The organism is Pseudomonas sp. P4_C1, from assembly GCF_056402155.1.
This window is the reverse complement of the sequence record NZ_JBFUHY010000059.1, coordinates 1-18,082: the sequence shown is the minus strand read 5'-3', so window position 1 is coordinate 18,082 and position 18,082 is coordinate 1. Positions and strand designations below refer to the sequence as shown.

14 protein-coding genes are annotated in these 18,082 nt (G+C 58.2%); 6 read left to right on the top strand and 8 right to left on the bottom strand.

All coding sequences use genetic code 11. The features are described 5' to 3' along the window. Nucleotides 1-191 precede the first annotated feature (191 nt). The gene (locus AC1DU9_RS22765; RefSeq protein WP_223530222.1) at nt 192-962 is read left to right on the top strand and encodes a DeoR/GlpR family DNA-binding transcription regulator; all 771 of its coding nucleotides are present in this window, start codon (nt 192-194) and stop codon (nt 960-962) included. A 182-nt stretch (nt 963-1,144) separates the two neighbouring features. Here AC1DU9_RS22765 and AC1DU9_RS22760 read toward each other — a convergent pair whose 3' ends face one another. Then, complete coding sequence (locus AC1DU9_RS22760; RefSeq protein ID WP_223462584.1) at nt 1,145-3,655, bottom strand: putative bifunctional diguanylate cyclase/phosphodiesterase; 2,511 nt, start codon at nt 3,653-3,655, stop codon at nt 1,145-1,147. A gap of 997 nt (nt 3,656-4,652) precedes the next feature. On the opposite strand from AC1DU9_RS22760, the gene AC1DU9_RS22755 reads away from it, so the two are divergent. The 4 genes from AC1DU9_RS22755 (at nt 4,653) to AC1DU9_RS22740 (ending at nt 8,909) form a co-directional block, all read left to right on the top strand. Then, the gene (locus AC1DU9_RS22755; protein WP_223462585.1) at nt 4,653-5,597 is read left to right on the top strand and encodes a chromate resistance protein ChrB domain-containing protein; all 945 of its coding nucleotides are present in this window, start codon (nt 4,653-4,655) and stop codon (nt 5,595-5,597) included. Next, nucleotides 5,590-6,948: a chromate efflux transporter gene (gene chrA, locus AC1DU9_RS22750; RefSeq protein WP_223462586.1), complete on the top strand. Its 1,359-nt coding sequence runs from the start codon at nt 5,590-5,592 to the stop codon at nt 6,946-6,948. The genes AC1DU9_RS22755 and chrA overlap by 8 nt, the downstream gene beginning before the upstream one ends. 83 nt (nt 6,949-7,031) lie before the next feature. After that, complete coding sequence (locus AC1DU9_RS22745) at nt 7,032-7,484, top strand: chromate resistance protein ChrB domain-containing protein (RefSeq protein WP_223462587.1); 453 nt, start codon at nt 7,032-7,034, stop codon at nt 7,482-7,484. 108 nt (nt 7,485-7,592) lie between these two features. After that, nucleotides 7,593-8,909, top strand: coding sequence for an MFS transporter (locus tag AC1DU9_RS22740; RefSeq protein ID WP_477810816.1), 1,317 nt, complete (start codon nt 7,593-7,595; stop codon nt 8,907-8,909). Between the two features lie 78 nt (nt 8,910-8,987). Here AC1DU9_RS22740 and AC1DU9_RS22735 read toward each other — a convergent pair whose 3' ends face one another. The 3 genes from AC1DU9_RS22735 to ydiJ all read right to left on the bottom strand — a co-directional run bounded on the left by AC1DU9_RS22735 (nt 8,988) and on the right by ydiJ (nt 12,940). Further along, nucleotides 8,988-9,290, bottom strand: coding sequence for a metal-sensing transcriptional repressor (locus tag AC1DU9_RS22735; protein ID WP_223462589.1), 303 nt, complete (start codon nt 9,288-9,290; stop codon nt 8,988-8,990). Nucleotides 9,291-9,421: 131 nt separating this feature from the next. Next, nucleotides 9,422-9,814 (bottom strand): YkvA family protein, encoded by a 393-nt coding sequence (locus AC1DU9_RS22730; RefSeq protein ID WP_223462590.1) that lies wholly within the window; start codon nt 9,812-9,814, stop codon nt 9,422-9,424. Between the two features lie 102 nt (nt 9,815-9,916). After that, a complete protein-coding gene (gene ydiJ / locus AC1DU9_RS22725; RefSeq protein ID WP_223462591.1) occupies nt 9,917-12,940 on the bottom strand; it encodes a D-2-hydroxyglutarate dehydrogenase YdiJ in 3,024 nt (1,007 codons plus the stop codon). 159 nt (nt 12,941-13,099) lie between these two features. Between ydiJ and AC1DU9_RS22720 the strand changes: the two genes are divergently transcribed. Further along, nucleotides 13,100-13,984: a LysR substrate-binding domain-containing protein gene (locus tag AC1DU9_RS22720; protein ID WP_477810815.1), complete on the top strand. Its 885-nt coding sequence runs from the start codon at nt 13,100-13,102 to the stop codon at nt 13,982-13,984. 3 nt (nt 13,985-13,987) lie between these two features. On the opposite strand, the gene AC1DU9_RS22715 is transcribed toward AC1DU9_RS22720, so the two are convergent. The 4 genes from AC1DU9_RS22715 to AC1DU9_RS22700 all read right to left on the bottom strand — a co-directional run. Continuing rightward, the gene (locus AC1DU9_RS22715) at nt 13,988-15,532 is read right to left on the bottom strand and encodes an amidase family protein (RefSeq protein ID WP_477810814.1); all 1,545 of its coding nucleotides are present in this window, start codon (nt 15,530-15,532) and stop codon (nt 13,988-13,990) included. 156 nt (nt 15,533-15,688) lie between these two features. Further along, on the bottom strand, nt 15,689-16,582 hold the full coding sequence (locus AC1DU9_RS22710) for a glycine betaine ABC transporter substrate-binding protein (protein WP_223462594.1): 894 nt from the start codon (nt 16,580-16,582) through the stop codon (nt 15,689-15,691). 42 nt (nt 16,583-16,624) lie between these two features. After that, complete coding sequence (locus AC1DU9_RS22705; protein WP_108219551.1) at nt 16,625-17,293, bottom strand: ABC transporter permease; 669 nt, start codon at nt 17,291-17,293, stop codon at nt 16,625-16,627. A gap of 2 nt (nt 17,294-17,295) precedes the next feature. Next, nucleotides 17,296-18,082, bottom strand: a 787-nt coding sequence (locus AC1DU9_RS22700; protein ID WP_477810813.1) for an ATP-binding cassette domain-containing protein, incomplete at its 5' end; no start/stop codon positions are given.

Genomic DNA, 18,082 nt, shown 5'->3' with positions numbered 1-18,082 from the left:
AGGGGAAGAGCCCGTCCGGCCACGAGGCTAGCTCCAAATACACAAAAAAACAATATTGCCTCAATATTGCACAAACATTACGCGCAGACCTGTCAGCTCAATGATCCTGGGGCCGCGCCAAACTTGACAGCGACTGACGCCCCTCCACAATGCGTGCTCGGACAGCGACTCGAACAGCAGGGACACCCGGTATGTGGCAAGAAGAGCGTTACCAGCGGATCCGCGCACTGCTATCGACCTTGCAGCGCGTCACCACCGACCGCATCGTCACGGAGCTGAATGTTTCTCGCGAGACTGTGCGGCGCGACCTGGTCGCTCTGGAAGAACAGGGAGAGTTGAAGCGGATACACGGCGGCGCCATCCGCGTTGAGGACGAAGCGCCCATCGCCGAGCGGGCGCAAAGCAACGTCAAGTTCAAGCGTGACCTCGCGCGCGCCGCGGTCAGTCTGCTGTCACATGGGCAGACAGTGTTCATCGACGCGGGCACCACCACCGTCATCCTTGCCGAAGAGTTGGCCAAGCTGGGAGGTCTGACCGTGATCACCAACTCGTTCAACGTGGCACTGCAGCTGCGCAACCCCGCCGCGTCGGGCGGTCGGCACAACGAGGTGCTCGTACTGGGCGGTTCACTCGACGATCGTGCGCCGGCGACGGTCGGCAGCACCACGGTGGCGGAAATTGCCCGCTATCGGGCCGACCTGGCGCTGTTGTCGCCGGTCGGCATCGACGCCCAGCGCGGTGCCAGCAACTACGACCACCGCGAAGCCGAAGTGGCGCGCGCCATGGCCGACAATGCCGAAGGCGTAGTCATCCTCGCCGATTACAGCAAGATTGGCGTGGAGAGCCGTGTCGCTTTCTGCCCGCCAGAACGCATCGACGTGCTCATCACCAACCACAAGGCCAGTACCGAAGCGGCGTTCGCCGCACTGAACGCCAAGCTGAAACGTATTGTCCTGGTGTAGCGGTGGTTTGGCGGTTGCAACAGGCATTGACGCAGCATGATGCTCAAGTGCAGCGCAACCGGGTAGATCTTGCACGATGTGACTCTCGGCGCTGGCAAACTGACCGTAACTGTATTGGCTGCGATCGCCTGCATTGGGTTGAATCCACAGCCGAAAGCTGACGTTCCCAGACACCTGCGAAGTCATGGCAATTTAGTCTTGGTCCGTGGAAAATCAGTGCTCGCCATTAATCTTTCGTGAACATACTCCTCAAATTGTTCGGCTGGCAGTGGCGGGGAAAACAGGAAGCCCTGGTAGGTCTGGCAGCCATGCTTGACCAGAAAGGTGCGCTGAGCTTCTGTCTCCACACCTTCTGCAATCACCGAAAGCCCCAATATCTGGCTCAGGCTCACAATCGCGCAGGCGATGGCGGCGTCGTTGGGATCAACCAGCACATCTCTGATGAAGGACTGGTCGATCTTGAGTTGATCCAGCGGAAGGCTCTTCAGGTATGACAGTGACGAGTAGCCGGTTCCGAAATCATCCAGCGAAAGGCCTATGCCGACCTCTTTCAACTCGATCATTTTGGCGACAGTACCTTCCATATCCTCTATCAGCAGGCCTTCGGTCAGTTCCAGTTTCAATTTCCTCGGATCGGCCCCCGTGTATCTCAGTACTTGCAGTACCTCCTCGACGAAGTCCGGATGGTGAAACTGGCGGGCGCTGACATTCACAGCCATACCCAGTCGGGCGGTTTCCGAATGCTTTGCCCAGGCAACCAGTTGATCGCAGGCTGCCTGCAGCGCCCAACGGCCTAACGGCAGAATCAACCCCGTTTCCTCTGCCAATGGAATGAACTCGCCTGGAAACACGACTCCGCGCTCAGGATTCTGCCATCTCATCAGCGCCTCTGCGCCAATGATACGGCCCTCACTATTCACCTGCGGCTGGTAATAAAGAAGGAATTCGTTGTCCTGCAAGCCTTGGCGCAAGTCTACTTCCAGTCTGGCGCGTGCCGTGGCAACCGCCTGCATGTCCGGATCGAAGAAGCGCATGGTATTGCGGCCCGCCGCCTTGGCGCGATACATCGCCAGGTCAGCGCGCTTCATAATATCGTCCACTGTGCTCAGTTGCCCCTGGAACAGCGCAATGCCGAGGCTGGGGGTGCTGTGGTGCTCATATCCATCCAACTGGTAGGAAATGTTCAGAGCGTTGAGAATCTTTTCGCCAATAGCCTTGGCCTGGATAGCTGCTTCTGGAGGATTCTCATTAAGGCCATCCAGCAGGACGACGAATTCGTCTCCGCCCAGGCGAGCCACGGTGTCGCTCTCGCGTATGCAGCCGCAAAGGCGCAGAGCAACTTGCTGCAGCAACATGTCGCCTCTGTCATGCCCCAGCGTGTCGTTCAGTGCCTTGAAGTTATCCAGGTCAATGAGAATTATCCCGCTCGTATGCAGGCTACGGGAGCTGCCCGCCAGCAGATGCTGTAACCGGTCCAACATGAGCCGCCTGTTGGCCAGCCCGGTCAACTGATCGTAGAAGGCCAAACGCTGGACCTCTTGCTCAGCGGTCTTACGGTGGGTGATGTCAGTATTGATCGACAGAACGGATTGCGGCTGGCCATCATCGTCTCGCACCAGGGTTCGATGACTTTCGAGCGTAATGGTGCAGCCATCCCGGCGTCGAAGTGTAACTTCGTCCGCCCAGTCACCCGTTTCTATCAGGCTGTCAGTGGCCGCATTGAAAGCGGCGCTACCCTGGTAGATCAACTCCTGTGCCGATTTGCCGAGTGCCTCTTCCTTTGACAGACCGTAGAGACGCTCGGCACTTTTGTTCCAGTACAGGATGCGGTTATCCATCCCGTGAACGACAATGGCGTCCTGGGCCTTGTCCAGCAGCGATGCTTGCTGGCGGGCCTGCTTCTCGCTTTCGCGCAGCACTGCCAGATAACCTTCCCTTTCGGCTGCTTGCGACTCCATTTCGCGCCTGATCTTGCCCCCGTAGATAACGGCCGCACTGACCATCAGTAGAACGAACACCATGATCGCGTATTCGACCCGGCGCAGTTCTTCGACCGACTCAAGTTCCTCCTCCAGGAGCTTGCTTTGAATCAGGCCAACGCGATCCCGCACGGTACTGAGTGAGGCGAGCAACTGGGCATACTTCCTGTCCATCGTTGCCATGCGTTTGCCGGCATTATCCGACTGCCCCTCCCTGAAGTAGGAAAAGATCAGCAAGGCCTCGTTCACCATTTCGACCATCGCGGCATCAATTGCACCCACCTCATCCTTCAATGCAAGGGTAAAGGCTTGTATATCTGCACTGTGTTCAGCCTCATTGGCGATCCGTACTTCCAACTGTTTTTTGGCCATTGCCAAATGCTCGCTGAAGGCGCGCAAGGCTTCATTCATGTTCCGCGATTCGGCTTCAACATTATGTGTATCGAACACATTATTGCCCGGCGCATTGACTTTGGAAGCCAGGCTGCCCAGCGTTGAATAGCTCGACAGCTGTTGGACCCACGACTGGTTTGCCGTGATGGAGCGGTGATAGGTATCGACGATCAGGTGATTCAATAGCACGCTCAGCACAACAACCAGCACGTCGAATCCCGCAAGAAAAAAGTACATGCGGTGCCATTTGGTCGAGCGCGGCTTATTTGAACTGGTGGGTATGGCTGGCTTTGCGGCGCTTTTATTCCTGAAAAAATCCATTTCACAATCTCCAAACATAATCCTTCTAAATTGACCAATAGAAGCGGTATTCGGAAACCAATTAACCTTTTGTGCCAACACCTGAACCTGAGAACAAACCGCACGTAGCATTAGCCAAATTTTTTCTCTGTCCTGGATTCACGCTGGTTTTCGTGAGCGAAGCTCCCGAGACAAGCAATAGCTACCGAAGCTATACGTCTTACGTGTCACGCCAACCAACTATTCGACACTAAGCAATGCATTTGGCGATGCTAATTTCATGGTGAAATTTTTTACTCTCGGAAGCAGTCTCTTAACATTTCGGCGATAAAACGAAATCATTTTCATTTGTTGCATTTGACATCATCGTTTCAGGTAACGATTCTCCTCGCTCTCCATTGTAGAACTGAACGTCGGCAATCACTTTTGCCAGATGTTCTGTTCCTTTCAATTTCCTCAGCCTCGTTTTGCGCCTCTGGCGAGCGTGCAGACCAAGGCCTGCATGTCTGGGGTGAGCATATCCCCGTTTTCGCAGTGCCCAGCCGCACCGTAGCGACAGTCGATTCGATCCTGAGTGATCCCGACAGATCCAGTCCAAACCCTGCGCCTGCAGGTGCAGGGTTTGCTCCATGTCTTCCCGAGTGTCGTTGCGGATTTGCGCCCCTGAACTGGATGCTTCACGCAGAATAGTCGGGTGACATAGGGCACGTTGCGGGTCATTTCCGCGCAGCCTGCCGGACTGCCTGATCGGTTTCGACAGCAGACCAAGCATAGCCACTAATTTGCCATCGTGATTCACCACGGCGGCCTGGCCGATTGCCGCCTGTCACTCCAATGCCCAAAGCGCATTGATTTGCCTTTTGACACTGCCACCATCGCGCGCGTACAGGCGCTGTTTGCGCCTATCCCGGCATCGCCATCCATGCTTGCCAAAATCCTCTGCTCTCAAGGACAGCTTTCCAAACATGTAAAACAGAGATAATGTAATTCCAATTACAAAATAAATTGCGATATCTACATGAAAAAATGGCTGACTTTGATTCTAGGCCTACCCACCGCGAATGCCACCGAACGCATGCGCGCTTGGCGTGCCTTGAAAGCTTCAGGTGCTGCGGTCTTGCGCGATGGCGCCTACCTGTTGCCTGACACCGGTTTCTGTCGTGAAGTGCTGGCGTCTGTCGAGCGTGACATCCTTGCCATCAATGGCACCGCATTCGTCCTGCCCGTCGTCGATCCTGATGGTGAGCGCTTTGTCGAGTGGTTCGACCGTAGCGATGATTACGGCAAGCTTCGTGCGCAGATCGAAGAATGCCGTGGACAGCTGAATGCTGAAAATGCGCTGGCGACGACCAAACAAATTCGCAAGCTGCGCAAAGCCTACGATCAACTGGTAAGCATCGATTACTTCCCGGGCAAGCCGAAGCAGCAGATCGATTCGGCGTTGCAGGAGCTAGAGACGGCGGTCAGTATTGCCCTGTCGCCGGATGAGCCACACAGCAGCAACCACCCAATAACGGCACTCAATCCTGGCGATTATCAGGGCCGTATCTGGGCAACCCGTAAGCGTCCCTGGGTCGACCGGCTGGCGTGTGCCTGGCTGATTCGCCGCTTCATTGACCCCCACGCTCAGATCCTCTGGCTGAACACCCCACAGGACTGCCCGGTAGATGCACTGGGTTTCGACTTCGATGAGGCGACCTTCAGTCATGTCGGCAACCGCGTGACCTTCGAAACCCTGCAAGCCAGCTTTGAACTTCAGGAGCCAGGCCTGAACCGCATTGCGGCTTTGGTGCACTACCTCGATGTCGGAGGCATTCAGCCGGTGGAGGCTGCTGGCATCGAACGTGTACTGGCTGGGCTGCGCGAAACCATTACCCACGACGACCATCTGCTGGTTGCCGCCAGCGCCATCTTCGACGGCCTGCTCGCCGGGTTTGTAAAAGAGGAACAACCCAATGAATAAGGTTTTCGCACCAGCGGTTGAAGAGAATCTGTCGAGGCCAAAGCCGATCAGTTTGCGTGAGGCTTTCTGGTTCTGGTTGAAGCTGGGTTTCATCAGCTTCGGCGGGCCAGCAGGACAGATCTCGATCATGCACCAGGAACTGGTGGAGCGTCGGCGCTGGATCTCCGAACGACGCTTTCTGCATGCCCTTAATTACTGCATGTTGCTGCCTGGACCAGAGGCTCAACAATTGGCGACTTACATCGGCTGGCTGATGCACCGAACCTGGGGTGGAGTGATTGCGGGGGCACTGTTTGTGCTGCCCTCACTGTTCATCCTGATCGCTCTGTCGTGGATGTATATCGCGTTCGGCGAAGTGCCCGTGGTGGCCGGGCTCTTCTATGGGATCAAGCCTGCCGTGACAGCTATCGTGGTGCAGGCGGCCCATCGAATCGGCTCTCGGGCGTTGAAGAACAATTGGCTGTGGGCGATAGCGGCGGCGTCATTTACCGCGATCTTCGCGTTCAATGTTCCGTTCCCGCTGATCGTGCTGGGGGCGGCGTTAATCGGTTATGTCGGCGGACGCCTGGCGCCCGAGCAGTTCAGAACCGGTGGCCATAGCGCCGCCAAAAAGTCTTATGGTCCGGCGTTGATCGATGACGACACGCCATCCCCTGAGCATGCCCGATTCAGTTGGTTAAAACTGGTGCCGCTCGCACTGATCGGCGCCGCACTGTGGGCATTGCCAATGGGGATTTTGACCGCCCTCTTTGGCTGGGAAGGCACCTTGACCCAGATGGGCTGGTTCTTTACCAAGGCGGCGTTGCTGACCTTTGGCGGGGCCTACGCTGTGCTGCCGTATGTCTACCAAGGCGCGGTCGGTCACTATGGCTGGTTAACGCCGACGCAGATGATCGACGGCCTGGCGTTAGGCGAAACCACCCCCGGGCCGTTGATCATGGTGGTGGCGTTCGTCGGCTTTGTTGGCGCCTATGTCTCGCAAGTATTCGGAGCCGACCAAGTATTTCTGGCGGGAGCTGTGGCCGCCGCCCTGGTGACCTGGTTCACCTTCCTGCCCTCGTTCCTGTTCATCCTTGCGGGTGGTCCGCTGGTAGAGTCGACTCACAACGAACTCAAATTCACCGCACCGCTCACCGCCATTACGGCGGCCGTCGTCGGTGTGATCCTTAATCTGGCGTGTTTCTTCGGCTATCACGTACTTTGGCCGAAAGGCTTCAGCGGCAACCTCGACTGGCCCTCGGCACTGATCGCCATTGCCGCGGCGATCGCCTTGTTCCGCTTCAAGCGGGGCGTCATCCAGGTGTTGATGGCCTGCGCGCTCGTCGGTTTGGCAGTACATCTGCTGCGCTAGATCGCACGAGTCGGTTAACAGTCTTTGGCGGGCACTGGGCTCGCCAGATCACCCAGCCTACCGAGCCAGGCAGGAGGTGTTCCATGAGGTGGATTACACGTGAACGGCCCAAGATTGACCGCATCGCCTGTCCCTGGCTGATCGCTCGCTTTATCGATCCGCAGCCTGAGTTTTTATACGTACCCAGTGGTGACGTGCTGCGTTTAGCGGCGGAAAAAGACGCTGTGCCCTACGACATTCCCGGCGTAGAACTGACTCATGAGGGCGAGCTGTGCAGCTTCGACGCTTTTCTGAAAAAGTACCAGCTCAATGAGCCCGCTTTGCAGCAGTTGGCCAAGATCGTCCGTGGCGCTGATACCTCCCGCCTGGATCTGACTCCGCAATCGGCTGGGTTGTACGCCATTTCACTGGGATTGTCGCAGCGATATTCCGATGATCATGAAATGCTTTCGCATGGACTGATCCTGTACGACGCACTCTATGCATGGTGCAAGGAATGCCAAGGTGAATCGCATAACTGGCCTCCACAAATGTGAGAAAGCCAGCTTGCATCAATGTAGGAGCGAGCTCGCTCCTACAATTTCCTTAACTGAACAGCATTGCGACAACCAGATAGGCGTTCACCTCTTCCTGTGAGATTTCTCATGCTGACAATCCTGGCCAACCGAACGTACCGTCACCTCTTCCTGGCCCAGGTGATTGCACTTGTAGGGACTGGTCTTGCCACTGTCGCGCTAGGCCTGCTGGCATTCGATCTTGCAGGCGCCCAAGCGGGCGCTGTCCTCGGTACAGCGTTGGCGATCAAAATGACGGCCTACATTGGTGTCGCGCCGATTGCAGCGGCTTTTGCGGAGCGTCTACCCCGGCGAACAATGTTGGTCTCGCTGGATTTAGTACGAGCCTTGGTCGCGTTGGCTCTGCCGTTCGTGACGGAGGTCTGGCAGGTCTACGTACTGATTTTTGTCCTGCAATCAGCCTCAGCCGCATTCACCCCAACATTTCAAGCGACCATTCCGGACATACTGCCAGATGAGGACGACTACACCCGCGCCCTGTCCCTATCGCGCCTGGCCTACGATCTCGAGAACGTCGCCAGCCCGATGCTCGCCGCCGCGTTGCTGACCGTGGTCAGCTTCCATAGTCTGTTCGCCGGCACGGTCATCGGTTTTCTCACCTCGGCAGCCCTGGTCTCGACAGTCCTGCTGCCGAAGGCGAAGCAGACGCCACGGCGCAGTATTTACGAGCGAACTACCCGCGGCATGCGCATCTTCCTGGCAACACCTCGCTTGCGCGGGCTGTTGGCGTTAAACCTGACGGTAGCGGCGGCCAGTGCCATGGTCATCGTCAATACGGTGGTGCTGGTCCAATCGCGCTTCGCTTTGCCTCAGAGCTCCACAGCACTGGCGTTGGCCGCGTTCGGCGGTGGCTCGATGATCGCAGCCCTGGTGTTGCCTCGGCTGTTGAAAGACATCAAAGACCGAACAGCCATGCTGTTTGGCGGAGCAATCCTGGTCGCAGGCTTGGCAATTGGCATCAACCTGACCACCTACAACTTCCTGTTGCCTCTGTGGATGGTACTCGGCGTGGGCTATTCCCTGGCCCAGACCCCGAGCGGTCGGCTGTTGCGTCGCTCGGCACATGCCGAAGATCGCCCGGCACTGTTTGCCGCCCAATTTGCACTGTCCCATGCCTGCTGGTTGATTACCTACCCATTGGCGGGATGGCTGGGTGCCAACATCAGCCTCACGGCGTCGTTTGTCGGGCTCGCTGTCGTGGCAGGTGGCGCACTGGTGGTCAGTATCGTGATCTGGCGTCCTGCGCATGACCAAGAGTCGATCAAACACACCCATGAGAACCTGCCGGTCGATCACACTCACCTCGACGGGCAGGATGGTGTGGATCACGAACACCCGTACGTGATCGATGATCAGCATCGCCGATGGCCAGATAGACGACCGTAAGTTCCTGAGTTTTGCCAAGGCTGGCTGGTCAGTCTTCAGACCAGAAACCGTAGCGCTTGCAGCGCGGGCATGGCAGGCCTAGAGGTACTTGGTGATCTGCTTGAAGGCTTCCAGTGGTGCGCGCTCACCATTGTTCAACGCCGAGATGGTGTCTTCCAGACAGTGATCGATGCGATCCTGAATGAGCGTGCGCTTGGCTTGGCACACCGCTTTTTCAACAGCATGCAGCTGCTGGGCGATGTCCACGCACTGACGCCCCTCTTCGATCATGGTGATGATGCCGCGTAAGTGGCCGTCCGCCCGCTTGAGACGCTTGATGATCGCTTCGTGACTTTGGTGGGTGTGGTGGGTGTGGGGATGGTTGTGTTCGAGCTCACTCATCATTTGAGTCTTCACGATTCATGAATAACACGAGTCTTATCCCCCCCATGGGGGATGCAAGCAATTCAGTATCCGTCTGCACATGGGTATTAATCCGGGCGATCAATTTCTGGCTACTGCGACAGGCGGCTTCACGCCCTGAGGAAGTAAGCCCCCAAAATACCCGCAGCAACGAGCCAGACTAATACTACGATCACTGCAGCAAACCTGTTCGCTGGCCGCTTCACATGGCTTTGCTCCCACTCACTCGCTTTGAGCTGACAGTCCTCGAGCACCTGCGCCGGCATCAACCGAATAGCGAGCAGAATGCCAAGCGGCAAAATGATCACGTCGTCCAGGTATCCAAGCACTGGAATGAAATCAGGAATGAGGTCGATTGGACTCAGCGCATACGCCACGACAAAAACCGCAATCCATTTGGGTAACCAGGGTGTTTGCGGATGCTGATAGCAAAACCAGAGAACCATGGTTTGTCGTTTTAGCTTTCTGGCCCAGCCACGTAAACGATCAAGTATGCGTTTCATATCGTAATTGTCAGTACCTGAAGGAGCGTGCCTGCGAGCGTAGCGCCTTGGGTGATTGGCTGCTATGGGTCGAATAGCGACGGTCTGGCATGGCGTTCCTCTTCACTTCGCGAGCATACGCTCTAACACAACCTCCAATGGATGGCGCAATTGCACGTTGGCAAAGCGTTTCACCTGACTGCGACAGGAGTATCCCGTTGCCAGCGCCTCGCTCTCTTTTTCCAGCTTGCCGGACCAGGATTGCTCAAAAATGGTTCGTGAGCTGCCCTGGTTACGAGCTTCATGGCCGAAGGTTCCGGACATGCCGCAGCAGCCGGTCGCCTCAGTCGTCAGCTTGAGCCCGAGCCGGGCAAAAACGGCTTCCCATTGCGAAGTGCTGGCCGGGACATTGGTTTTCTCGGTGCAGTGCGCCAACAAACGGAAGGTTCCGGTCGCGGGATGCGGGTTTTCCGGCAACGCATCGGACAGCCATTCCTGAGGCAGCAAGACCTTCGGGCAATCGTCGAGTCCTGGTACTTTTTGATATTCCTGGCGGTAGACCAGCGTCATCGCCGGGTCCAGTCCCACCAGCGGTACGCCGCAGTCGGCGAGCGCCTTGAGCTGATTGCCATTGCGGATCGCCGCCTTGGCGAAGGCGCCGAGGAATCCCTGTACGTGCAAAGGCTTGCCGTTGGCGCTATAGGGCGCCAGAAACACCCGATACCCCAACTGATGCGCCAACTGGATAAAGTTCGCCAGCAACGGCGTTTCGAAGTAACGGGTGAAGGCGTCCTGCACCAACACCACGCTGCGCTCACGTTGTGCCGCGGTCAGTTCGCGCAGAGCCGGCACGCTGGCGACCGCGACCTTGCAGCGGGTCAACGTGGCCTGCAAGTCATGGCGGTGGATCAGYGGGCTGTCGAGCATGCCGACCTGTCGCTCCAGCAGGCGGCTCACCCATTTCGAGCCCATCACCGCGTTGTACAGACCCGGCGCGTAAGCCATGTAGGGAATGGTGAACTCCAGCGAGCCGATCAGGTAGTCACGCAGCGGTCGTTGATAGCGACCGTGGTACAGCTCCAGAAAACGCGAACGGAATTCCGGGACGTTGACCTTGACCGGGCATTGTCCCGCGCAGGATTTACAGGCCAGGCAGCCGGCCATCGCGTCATAGACCTCATGGGAGAAATCCGCCTCGCCACGCGAGCGCGCCAGGTTATTGCGTAACCGCGTCGGCAACCCGCTCAACCACGACAACTTGCCGCGGGCTGCTTGCAATACGTCAATATTGGCCGCGCCTTGCAGACGCAACCATTCGCGAATCAACGACGCCCTGCCCTTCGGCGAATGCTGGCGCTCACGGGTGGCTTTCCACGACGGACACATCGCATCAGAGGGGTCGTAGTTGTAGCAGGCGCCGTTACCGTTGCAGTGCATGGCGGTACCGAAGCTTTGCCAGACGCGCTCGTCGATCTGCCGATCCAGATCACCGCGCAGCGTCACTTCGTTGACCTTGAGCAAGCCTTGGGCAGCCTCCGGTGGCGTGCAGATCTTCCCGGGGTTGAGTTGGTTGTGCGGGTCGAAGGCGCCCTTGAGCGATTGCAAAGCCGGGTACAACTCGCCAAAAAACTCGGGGACGTATTCCGAACGCAAGCCCTTGCCGTGCTCGCCCCATAGCAACCCGCCGTAACGCCGGGTCAACTCGGCCACGGCGTCGGAAATTGGCTTGATCAGCGCGGCCTGGGCCGAGTCTTTCATGTCCAGCGCCGGGCGCACATGCAGTACGCCGGCATCGACGTGACCGAACATGCCGTAGCTCAGGCCATAACTGTCGAGCAATTCACGAAACTCGGTTATGTAGTCGGCCAGCTTCTCCGGCGGTACGGCGGTGTCTTCAACAAAAGGCTGCGGCCGAACCTCGCCTTCGACATTGCCCAATAGCCCTACCGAGCGCTTGCGCATGGTGTAGACGCGGGACACGGCTTCGGCCCCCTCGGCCAGCGTGTGGCCCAGCCGCTCGATCGTCGTGTCGGCCTGCAGATGCGCCACGAACGACGCCACGCGAACGTTCACGTCCGCCACGTCTTCCCCGCTGAACTCCACCAGATTGATGCCCAGCGTCGGACGTTCGGCATCCGTCGGAAAATACTCGGCGACGCTGTGCCAGACGATGTCTTTCATCGCCAGCAGCAACACCCTGGAGTCCACGGTTTCGATGGACAACGGCTTGTGCGCCAGCAACGCATTGGCGTCACGCAGCGCATCCATGAAGCTGCCGTAACGCACGTTCACCAGCACCGAATACCCGGGAATCGGCAGCACGTTGAGCTTGGCTTCGACAACGTAGCCCAATGACCCTTCCGCACCACACAGCACGCTGTTGAGGTTGAAACGCCCTTGCTCATCGCGCAGGTGTGCCAGGTCGTAACCGGTCAGGCAACGGTTGAGTTTGGGGAATACCGATTCGATCAGCTCGGCCTGGGTCTCCTGAATATTGCGCGCCACCCGGTACACTTCGCCGATACGGCCGGACTGCGCGCAAGCCGCCTCCAGTTCCACTTCGGACAGCGGATGGCTGTGCAGGCGCTCACCGCCGAGCAGCACGCTGTGCAATTCCAGAACGTGATCACGGGTCTTGCCATAGGTGCAACTGCCCTGGCCGCTGGCGTCGGTGTTGATCATGCCGCCGACGGTGGCACGGTTGGACGTCGACAGCTCCGGCGCAAAGAACAGCCCGTGCGGCTTGAGCGCGGCATTGAGCTGGTCCTTGACCACGCCCGTCTGCACCCGCACCCAGCGCTCGGCAACGTTGATTTCGAGGATGGCGTTCATGTGCCGCGACAGGTCGACCACGACGCCATCGGTCAATGACTGCCCGTTGGTGCCGGTGCCACCACCGCGCGGGGTCAGCTTGATCTGGCGGAAGCGTGGCTCGGCCATCAAGGTTGCGATGCGTGCGATGTCATCCGCATCCAGGGGGAACACCGCCGCTTGCGGCAGCCGCTGGTAAATCGAGTTGTCGGTCGCCAGCACGGTGCGGGTGGCGTAGTCGGCGCTGAGCTGACCGCGAAAGCCGCTGGTGTGCAGGGCTTGCAGAAACTCCGGGTACTGGGCCGCGGGTGCAACGGTGGGCAACTGAGCGATCATCGCAGGCTGTTCTCTTGTCGGTCTAATCACGGGAAAACTCAAAACACTTGTCGCCTGAGCATTAATGGGTCAGCCTCAGGTCGTCGGCCATGCCAATGATCCTGCAGGCTCTGGCGCCGGACAAACGGATAATCCTGCCGCTATCGATGACTTTTACGAATGAATTACCGTCACCTCACTCCTTCGATGTCGTTGCTGCTGGCCTTTGAAGCCGCCGCCCGCCATGAAAGCTATACCCGCGCCGCGATGGAACTGTCACTGACCCAAAGCGCGGTGAGCCGGCAAGTCCAGGCGCTGGAGCAGCAACTGGGCCTGACGCTGTTCCGCCGTGAAGGCAGGCAAGTACAGCTGACCGATGTCGGTCGTCTTTATCAGCGGGAAATGAGCGAAGCGCTCGGACGCATCCGCAGCGCCACATTGCAGGCCATGGCTTATCAATCCGGCAGCGGCACGTTGCGCCTGGCCACCTTGCCGACCTTCGGCTCGAAGTGGTTATTGCCGCGCCTGCATGACTTCTACAAAACCCATCCCGGCATGTTGGTGCACATCAATTCCCGGATCGATGCCATCGACTTTGAAACCAGCGGCATCGACGCCGCGATAGTCGTCGGCAATGCCGACTTGCCGGGGCTGATCAGCCATCGCCTGCACACCGAAGAACTGCTGGTGATCATGTCCCCACAAGCGGCGCAAGCCCACGACACCTGGACCCCGGAACGCATTGGCGGTCAGATGCTGCTTAACGTCGCAAGCAACGCCAACGTCTGGGGCGAGTGGTTCAGCCACCACGCCCTGCCCCATCGGATGATGCGGCTGGGGCCGAGTTTCGAACTCACCTCGCACTTGATCCAGGCCGTCAGGGCCGGCATCGGCATCGGCCTGGTGCCACGTATCCTGGTGGCCGACGAGTTGGCCAACAACGAACTGATCAGCCTCGATCAGCCCTTCGCCAGCCAGCGCAGTTACTACCTGGCCTATCCGCCGCGCAACGAAATGCTGCCTTCACTCGTCGCGTTTCGTACCTGGTTGCTGGAACAGGTCTGACGGTTACCGCCCAAGGAACGCGTAGCCGAAACCCACCACCTTGGCGTCTTCGCCGTAGCCGSCCAGGAACGAAACACCCACCGGCAGGTTGCCCTCGATGATGCCTGCCGGAACGGTGATCTCGGGAAATCCCGTGGCCGAGGCAATGTACGACGACGCGTAGGTATCGCCGGACTTGCACAGGTAACTGTCATCGTTCACACCGTGCACCACCGAAGCCGGGCAATTGATGGTCGCAAAAAACAGGCTGTCGACCTTGTTCTGCTTCATGATGCCCATCAGTTGCGCGCGCAACTGTGGAATCTTCCGGGAAAGAATGGAGATGTACTGCGGCGAATCGGTGCTTGCGGCATTCGCTACCGTTTCCAGTCCGGCCAGGCGTGCCGGGTTCATCCCATGCGCAGCGTTTTGCGCCTGATTTTGCCTGGCAAGGTCGAGAAACTGCGCAAGCGTTCGCGGTTGGCCTGGATTGAGGGTGGTGAGGTAGCGTTCGAATTGCGGCTTGAATTCGCTCTCCCCCACTGGGCCGAGCACGTCGCTCCACAGGGTTTCAAAGGCTTTTGGCAATTCGATGGAGACGACCTGCGCACCGCGCTTGACGAGCGTTTCCTGCGCAGCTTTATAGACCGCATCCACTTCCGGGTTCGCCCCCTTGAAATTGTTGATTACGCCAATGGTCTTGCCTTGCAGCGAGGTACGGCTCAGTGCCGGTTCGAACTGTATTTTGTCTGCAGCAAGGTCGAAGGTCGCCGCGTCGCTTTTGTCCTGGCCCTTGATCACATCAAGCACGATGGCCTGATCCAGCACGCTGTCGGTAATGACGCCTGCGGTATCGAACGCGAGCGACAGCGGAATGATGCCGCTACGACTGATCAGCCCCAGCGAAGGTCGAAAACCCACCGTGCCGGTGACACTGGCCGGTGCCCGGATCGAGCCGCTCGTATCCGACCCCAATGCGAAGGGTGCGAACGCCGCCGCCACCGAGGCGGCAGAACCGCTGCTGGAGCCGGATGCATCACGCTTGGTGTTCCGCGGGTTCAGCGTCTGGCCGCCAAACGAGCTGTAGCCAAACCAGCCAAAGGATGCGGCCAGTTCCGACAGATTGGCTTTGCCGAGCACAATGGCTTGCCCGTCGATCAGCTTCTTGACGGTGAAGGCATCCTGGCTTGGCACCGACGAACGCAGCACGAAGGAGCCCCCGGAGGTGACCATACCGGCGGTGTCAAAGTTGTCCTTCACCACGAACGGAATACCGGCCAGCGGTGCGTACCTGGCAGTGGAATTTTTCGCCCGTTCAGCATCCCACTTGCGGGCCTGATCGATCGCCTGTTCATTGATGGTCACCAGCGCATTGATGTTCTGGCCCTGGTGATTGTTCGCCTGAATGTTATCCAGATAGTGCTGCACCAAATGTTCGGAACTGAGAGTCCCGTTGTCCAACGCATGACGCATGTCGGCGAGGGTCATGCGTTCGATACTGTCATCCGCCTGAGCACTTGCTGCCATTAGCAAAAACGAGCACGCCACGAACTTTTTATTCAACTGCATTGTTATTCTCCGAGTGGGTACAGGCGAACGAAACCAGCTCGCACCTGATGTGGGTGCAAGGGAATGAATGGGAGGCAGGGGAAAAAAGGCCGGGGTTATCCGCCGGCCCTGGTAGGTTCTGAAGGCTACGTCAAAGATCGCAGCCTTCGGCAGCTCCTACAGCAACTGATTCTTTTGCAGGAATTCCCGGGACACGCTCTCGATGGATTCACGGCCGACATCGACCCGGGAATTGAGGCCCGCGATGGTGTCGTCATCCAGCCTGGACGACAGGGCGTTGAGCAACTCGCCGATCTTTGGATTCGCCTTGAACACTTCAGTGCGAATCACCGGGGTCAGCGCGTAGCTGGGGAAGAAGCCTTTATCGTCTTGCAGCACCACAAAGCCGAAGGCCGGAATCCGCCCATCCGTCGACAGGACCAGGGCCAGATCGACCTGCCCGTCCCTGAGCGCCTGATAGGTCAGCCCGCCGTCCATGCGGACGATGTTCTTGCGTTCAAATTCAAACTTGTAGGTCTCTTGCAGAGGACGCAGGCCATCAGGCCGGGAAAAGAACTCAGCGTTGGAGGCAAACTTATAGGACTTGCCTGTTTCGATCTTCTGCGCAAGATCGCTGATCGAGGCGATTCCATCCTTCTCGGCCTCTTCCTTGCGCATGGCAAAGGCGTAAGTGTTGTTGGCCTTGGAAGGGTTCAGCCAGGTGATGCCTTTCTGCGCATCCAGCTCGCTGATTTTCTTGTACGTTTCGTCGGCGTTGAGCTTGTCCGTGACTTTATTGTAAGTAATCAGTGAAGTGCCGGTGTATTCCCAATAAACATCGACCTGACCGTTCTCTTGCGCCGCGCGCAATACGGAAGAACCCAGGTCCGGGCGTTTATCAACACTGTAGCCATTGGCGCGCAGGAGTTGAGCGGTCATCTCGGCAACCAATTGCTGCTCGGTAAACTTCTTGCCGCCGACCACAATCGTGCTGTTGGCAGAAGCACTGCCCACAACACCGCAAACAAGACTCAGGGTAAAGATCAGACTGGCCAGCATTCGATAAATCATCGTGCACCTCATATTATTGATTTTTGTCTATGGTCTTCAGATTCATTCGCGCCCGGCCAACCTCAAGCCCCGTGACACTGCAATGTTTTGAATCAAGCCGCAGCCCAGATCGACCGCAATCGCCAACAGCGCGGTCGCCGCGGCGCCGGCCAGCATCATGCCGAAGTCGTTCAAGTCGATCCCGGTAAAGATCAACTCGCCCAACCCACCGCCACCGACCAGGAAGGCCAGCGGCGCGGTACCGACGTTGATCGCCAGCGCCGTGCGGATGCCGGCGAAAATCACGTTCATCGCGTTCGGAATTTCAACTTTCCACAGCGTTTCCCGTGGCGTCATGCCCATGGCCTCGGCCGCTTCGACCAGGTGCTGCGGCACCGCACGCAGGCCTTCGTAGGTATTGACTGCCACGGGCAACAACGTCGCGACAAACAAGCCGATGATGGCCGCGCCGCTGCCGACACCAATGAAACTCATGGCCAACGCCAGCAACGCGAGCTTGGGGATCGCCTGCCCTACGTTAAGGACCTGCATGCTGGCCATGGCGTAACGCTGGTTCGCCGGACGGCTCATCCAGACGCCCAGCGGCAGCGCGATGACCAGCGCCAGCACCCCACTGACCGCCACGATCTGCAGATGCTGGACCGTCAGGTAGCTGATATCGCCCCAGTAAAATTGCAGCCCTTTCCACAATCCGATCAGTAAGTCAGACATTGTCAGTGCACCACCGGAGTAATGTTTTCAACCAGTCGCGCCAGGATGTCGGCCTGGTGGACATAGCCGATAAAACGTCCGTCGCTGTCGTTGCAAAGTGCCCAGTCCTGGCCGCGACCCAGCAACTGCGAAAGCACCTGGCGCAGGTCATCCCCGGGCTTGACGATCAGGTGCGATTGCGAAACGACAGCGCTGTTGCCGCCCACGATCTGCATGTGTTCCCGTGGCGGGACCTTGCTGGCCACGTCAGCCGCACGCAGCAGACGCAGGCGCTTCATGATCCGGTCGCCGCCCATGAAGTTCGCCACGAACTCGCTGTTGGGCCGGGCCAGCAGATCATCCGAGCTGCCGAACTGCTGGATTTTTCCGTTATGGAACAGGGCGACGCAATCCGCCATCTTCACCGCTTCATCGATGTCATGACTGACAAACAGCACGGTCTTGTTGACGAGGCGCTGGATGCGCATGAATTCGTCCTGGATCACTTCCCGGTTGATCGGGTCGATCGCGCCAAAGGGCTCGTCCATCAGCATCACCGGCGGATCCGCTGCCAGGGCCCGGGCCACGCCTACGCGTTGCTGTTGACCACCGGAAAGCTCACACGGATAGCGCTTGAGAAATTTCGACGGATCCAGCGCGACCACTTCCAGCAACTCCGCGGCGCGCTTTCGGCTTTTGGTTTTGTCCCACCCCAACAGATTGGGAACGACGCAAATGTTTTCCTCAACGGTCATGTTCGGGAACAGGCCGACTTGCTGGATCACATAGCCGATGGAGCGTTTGAGGGTG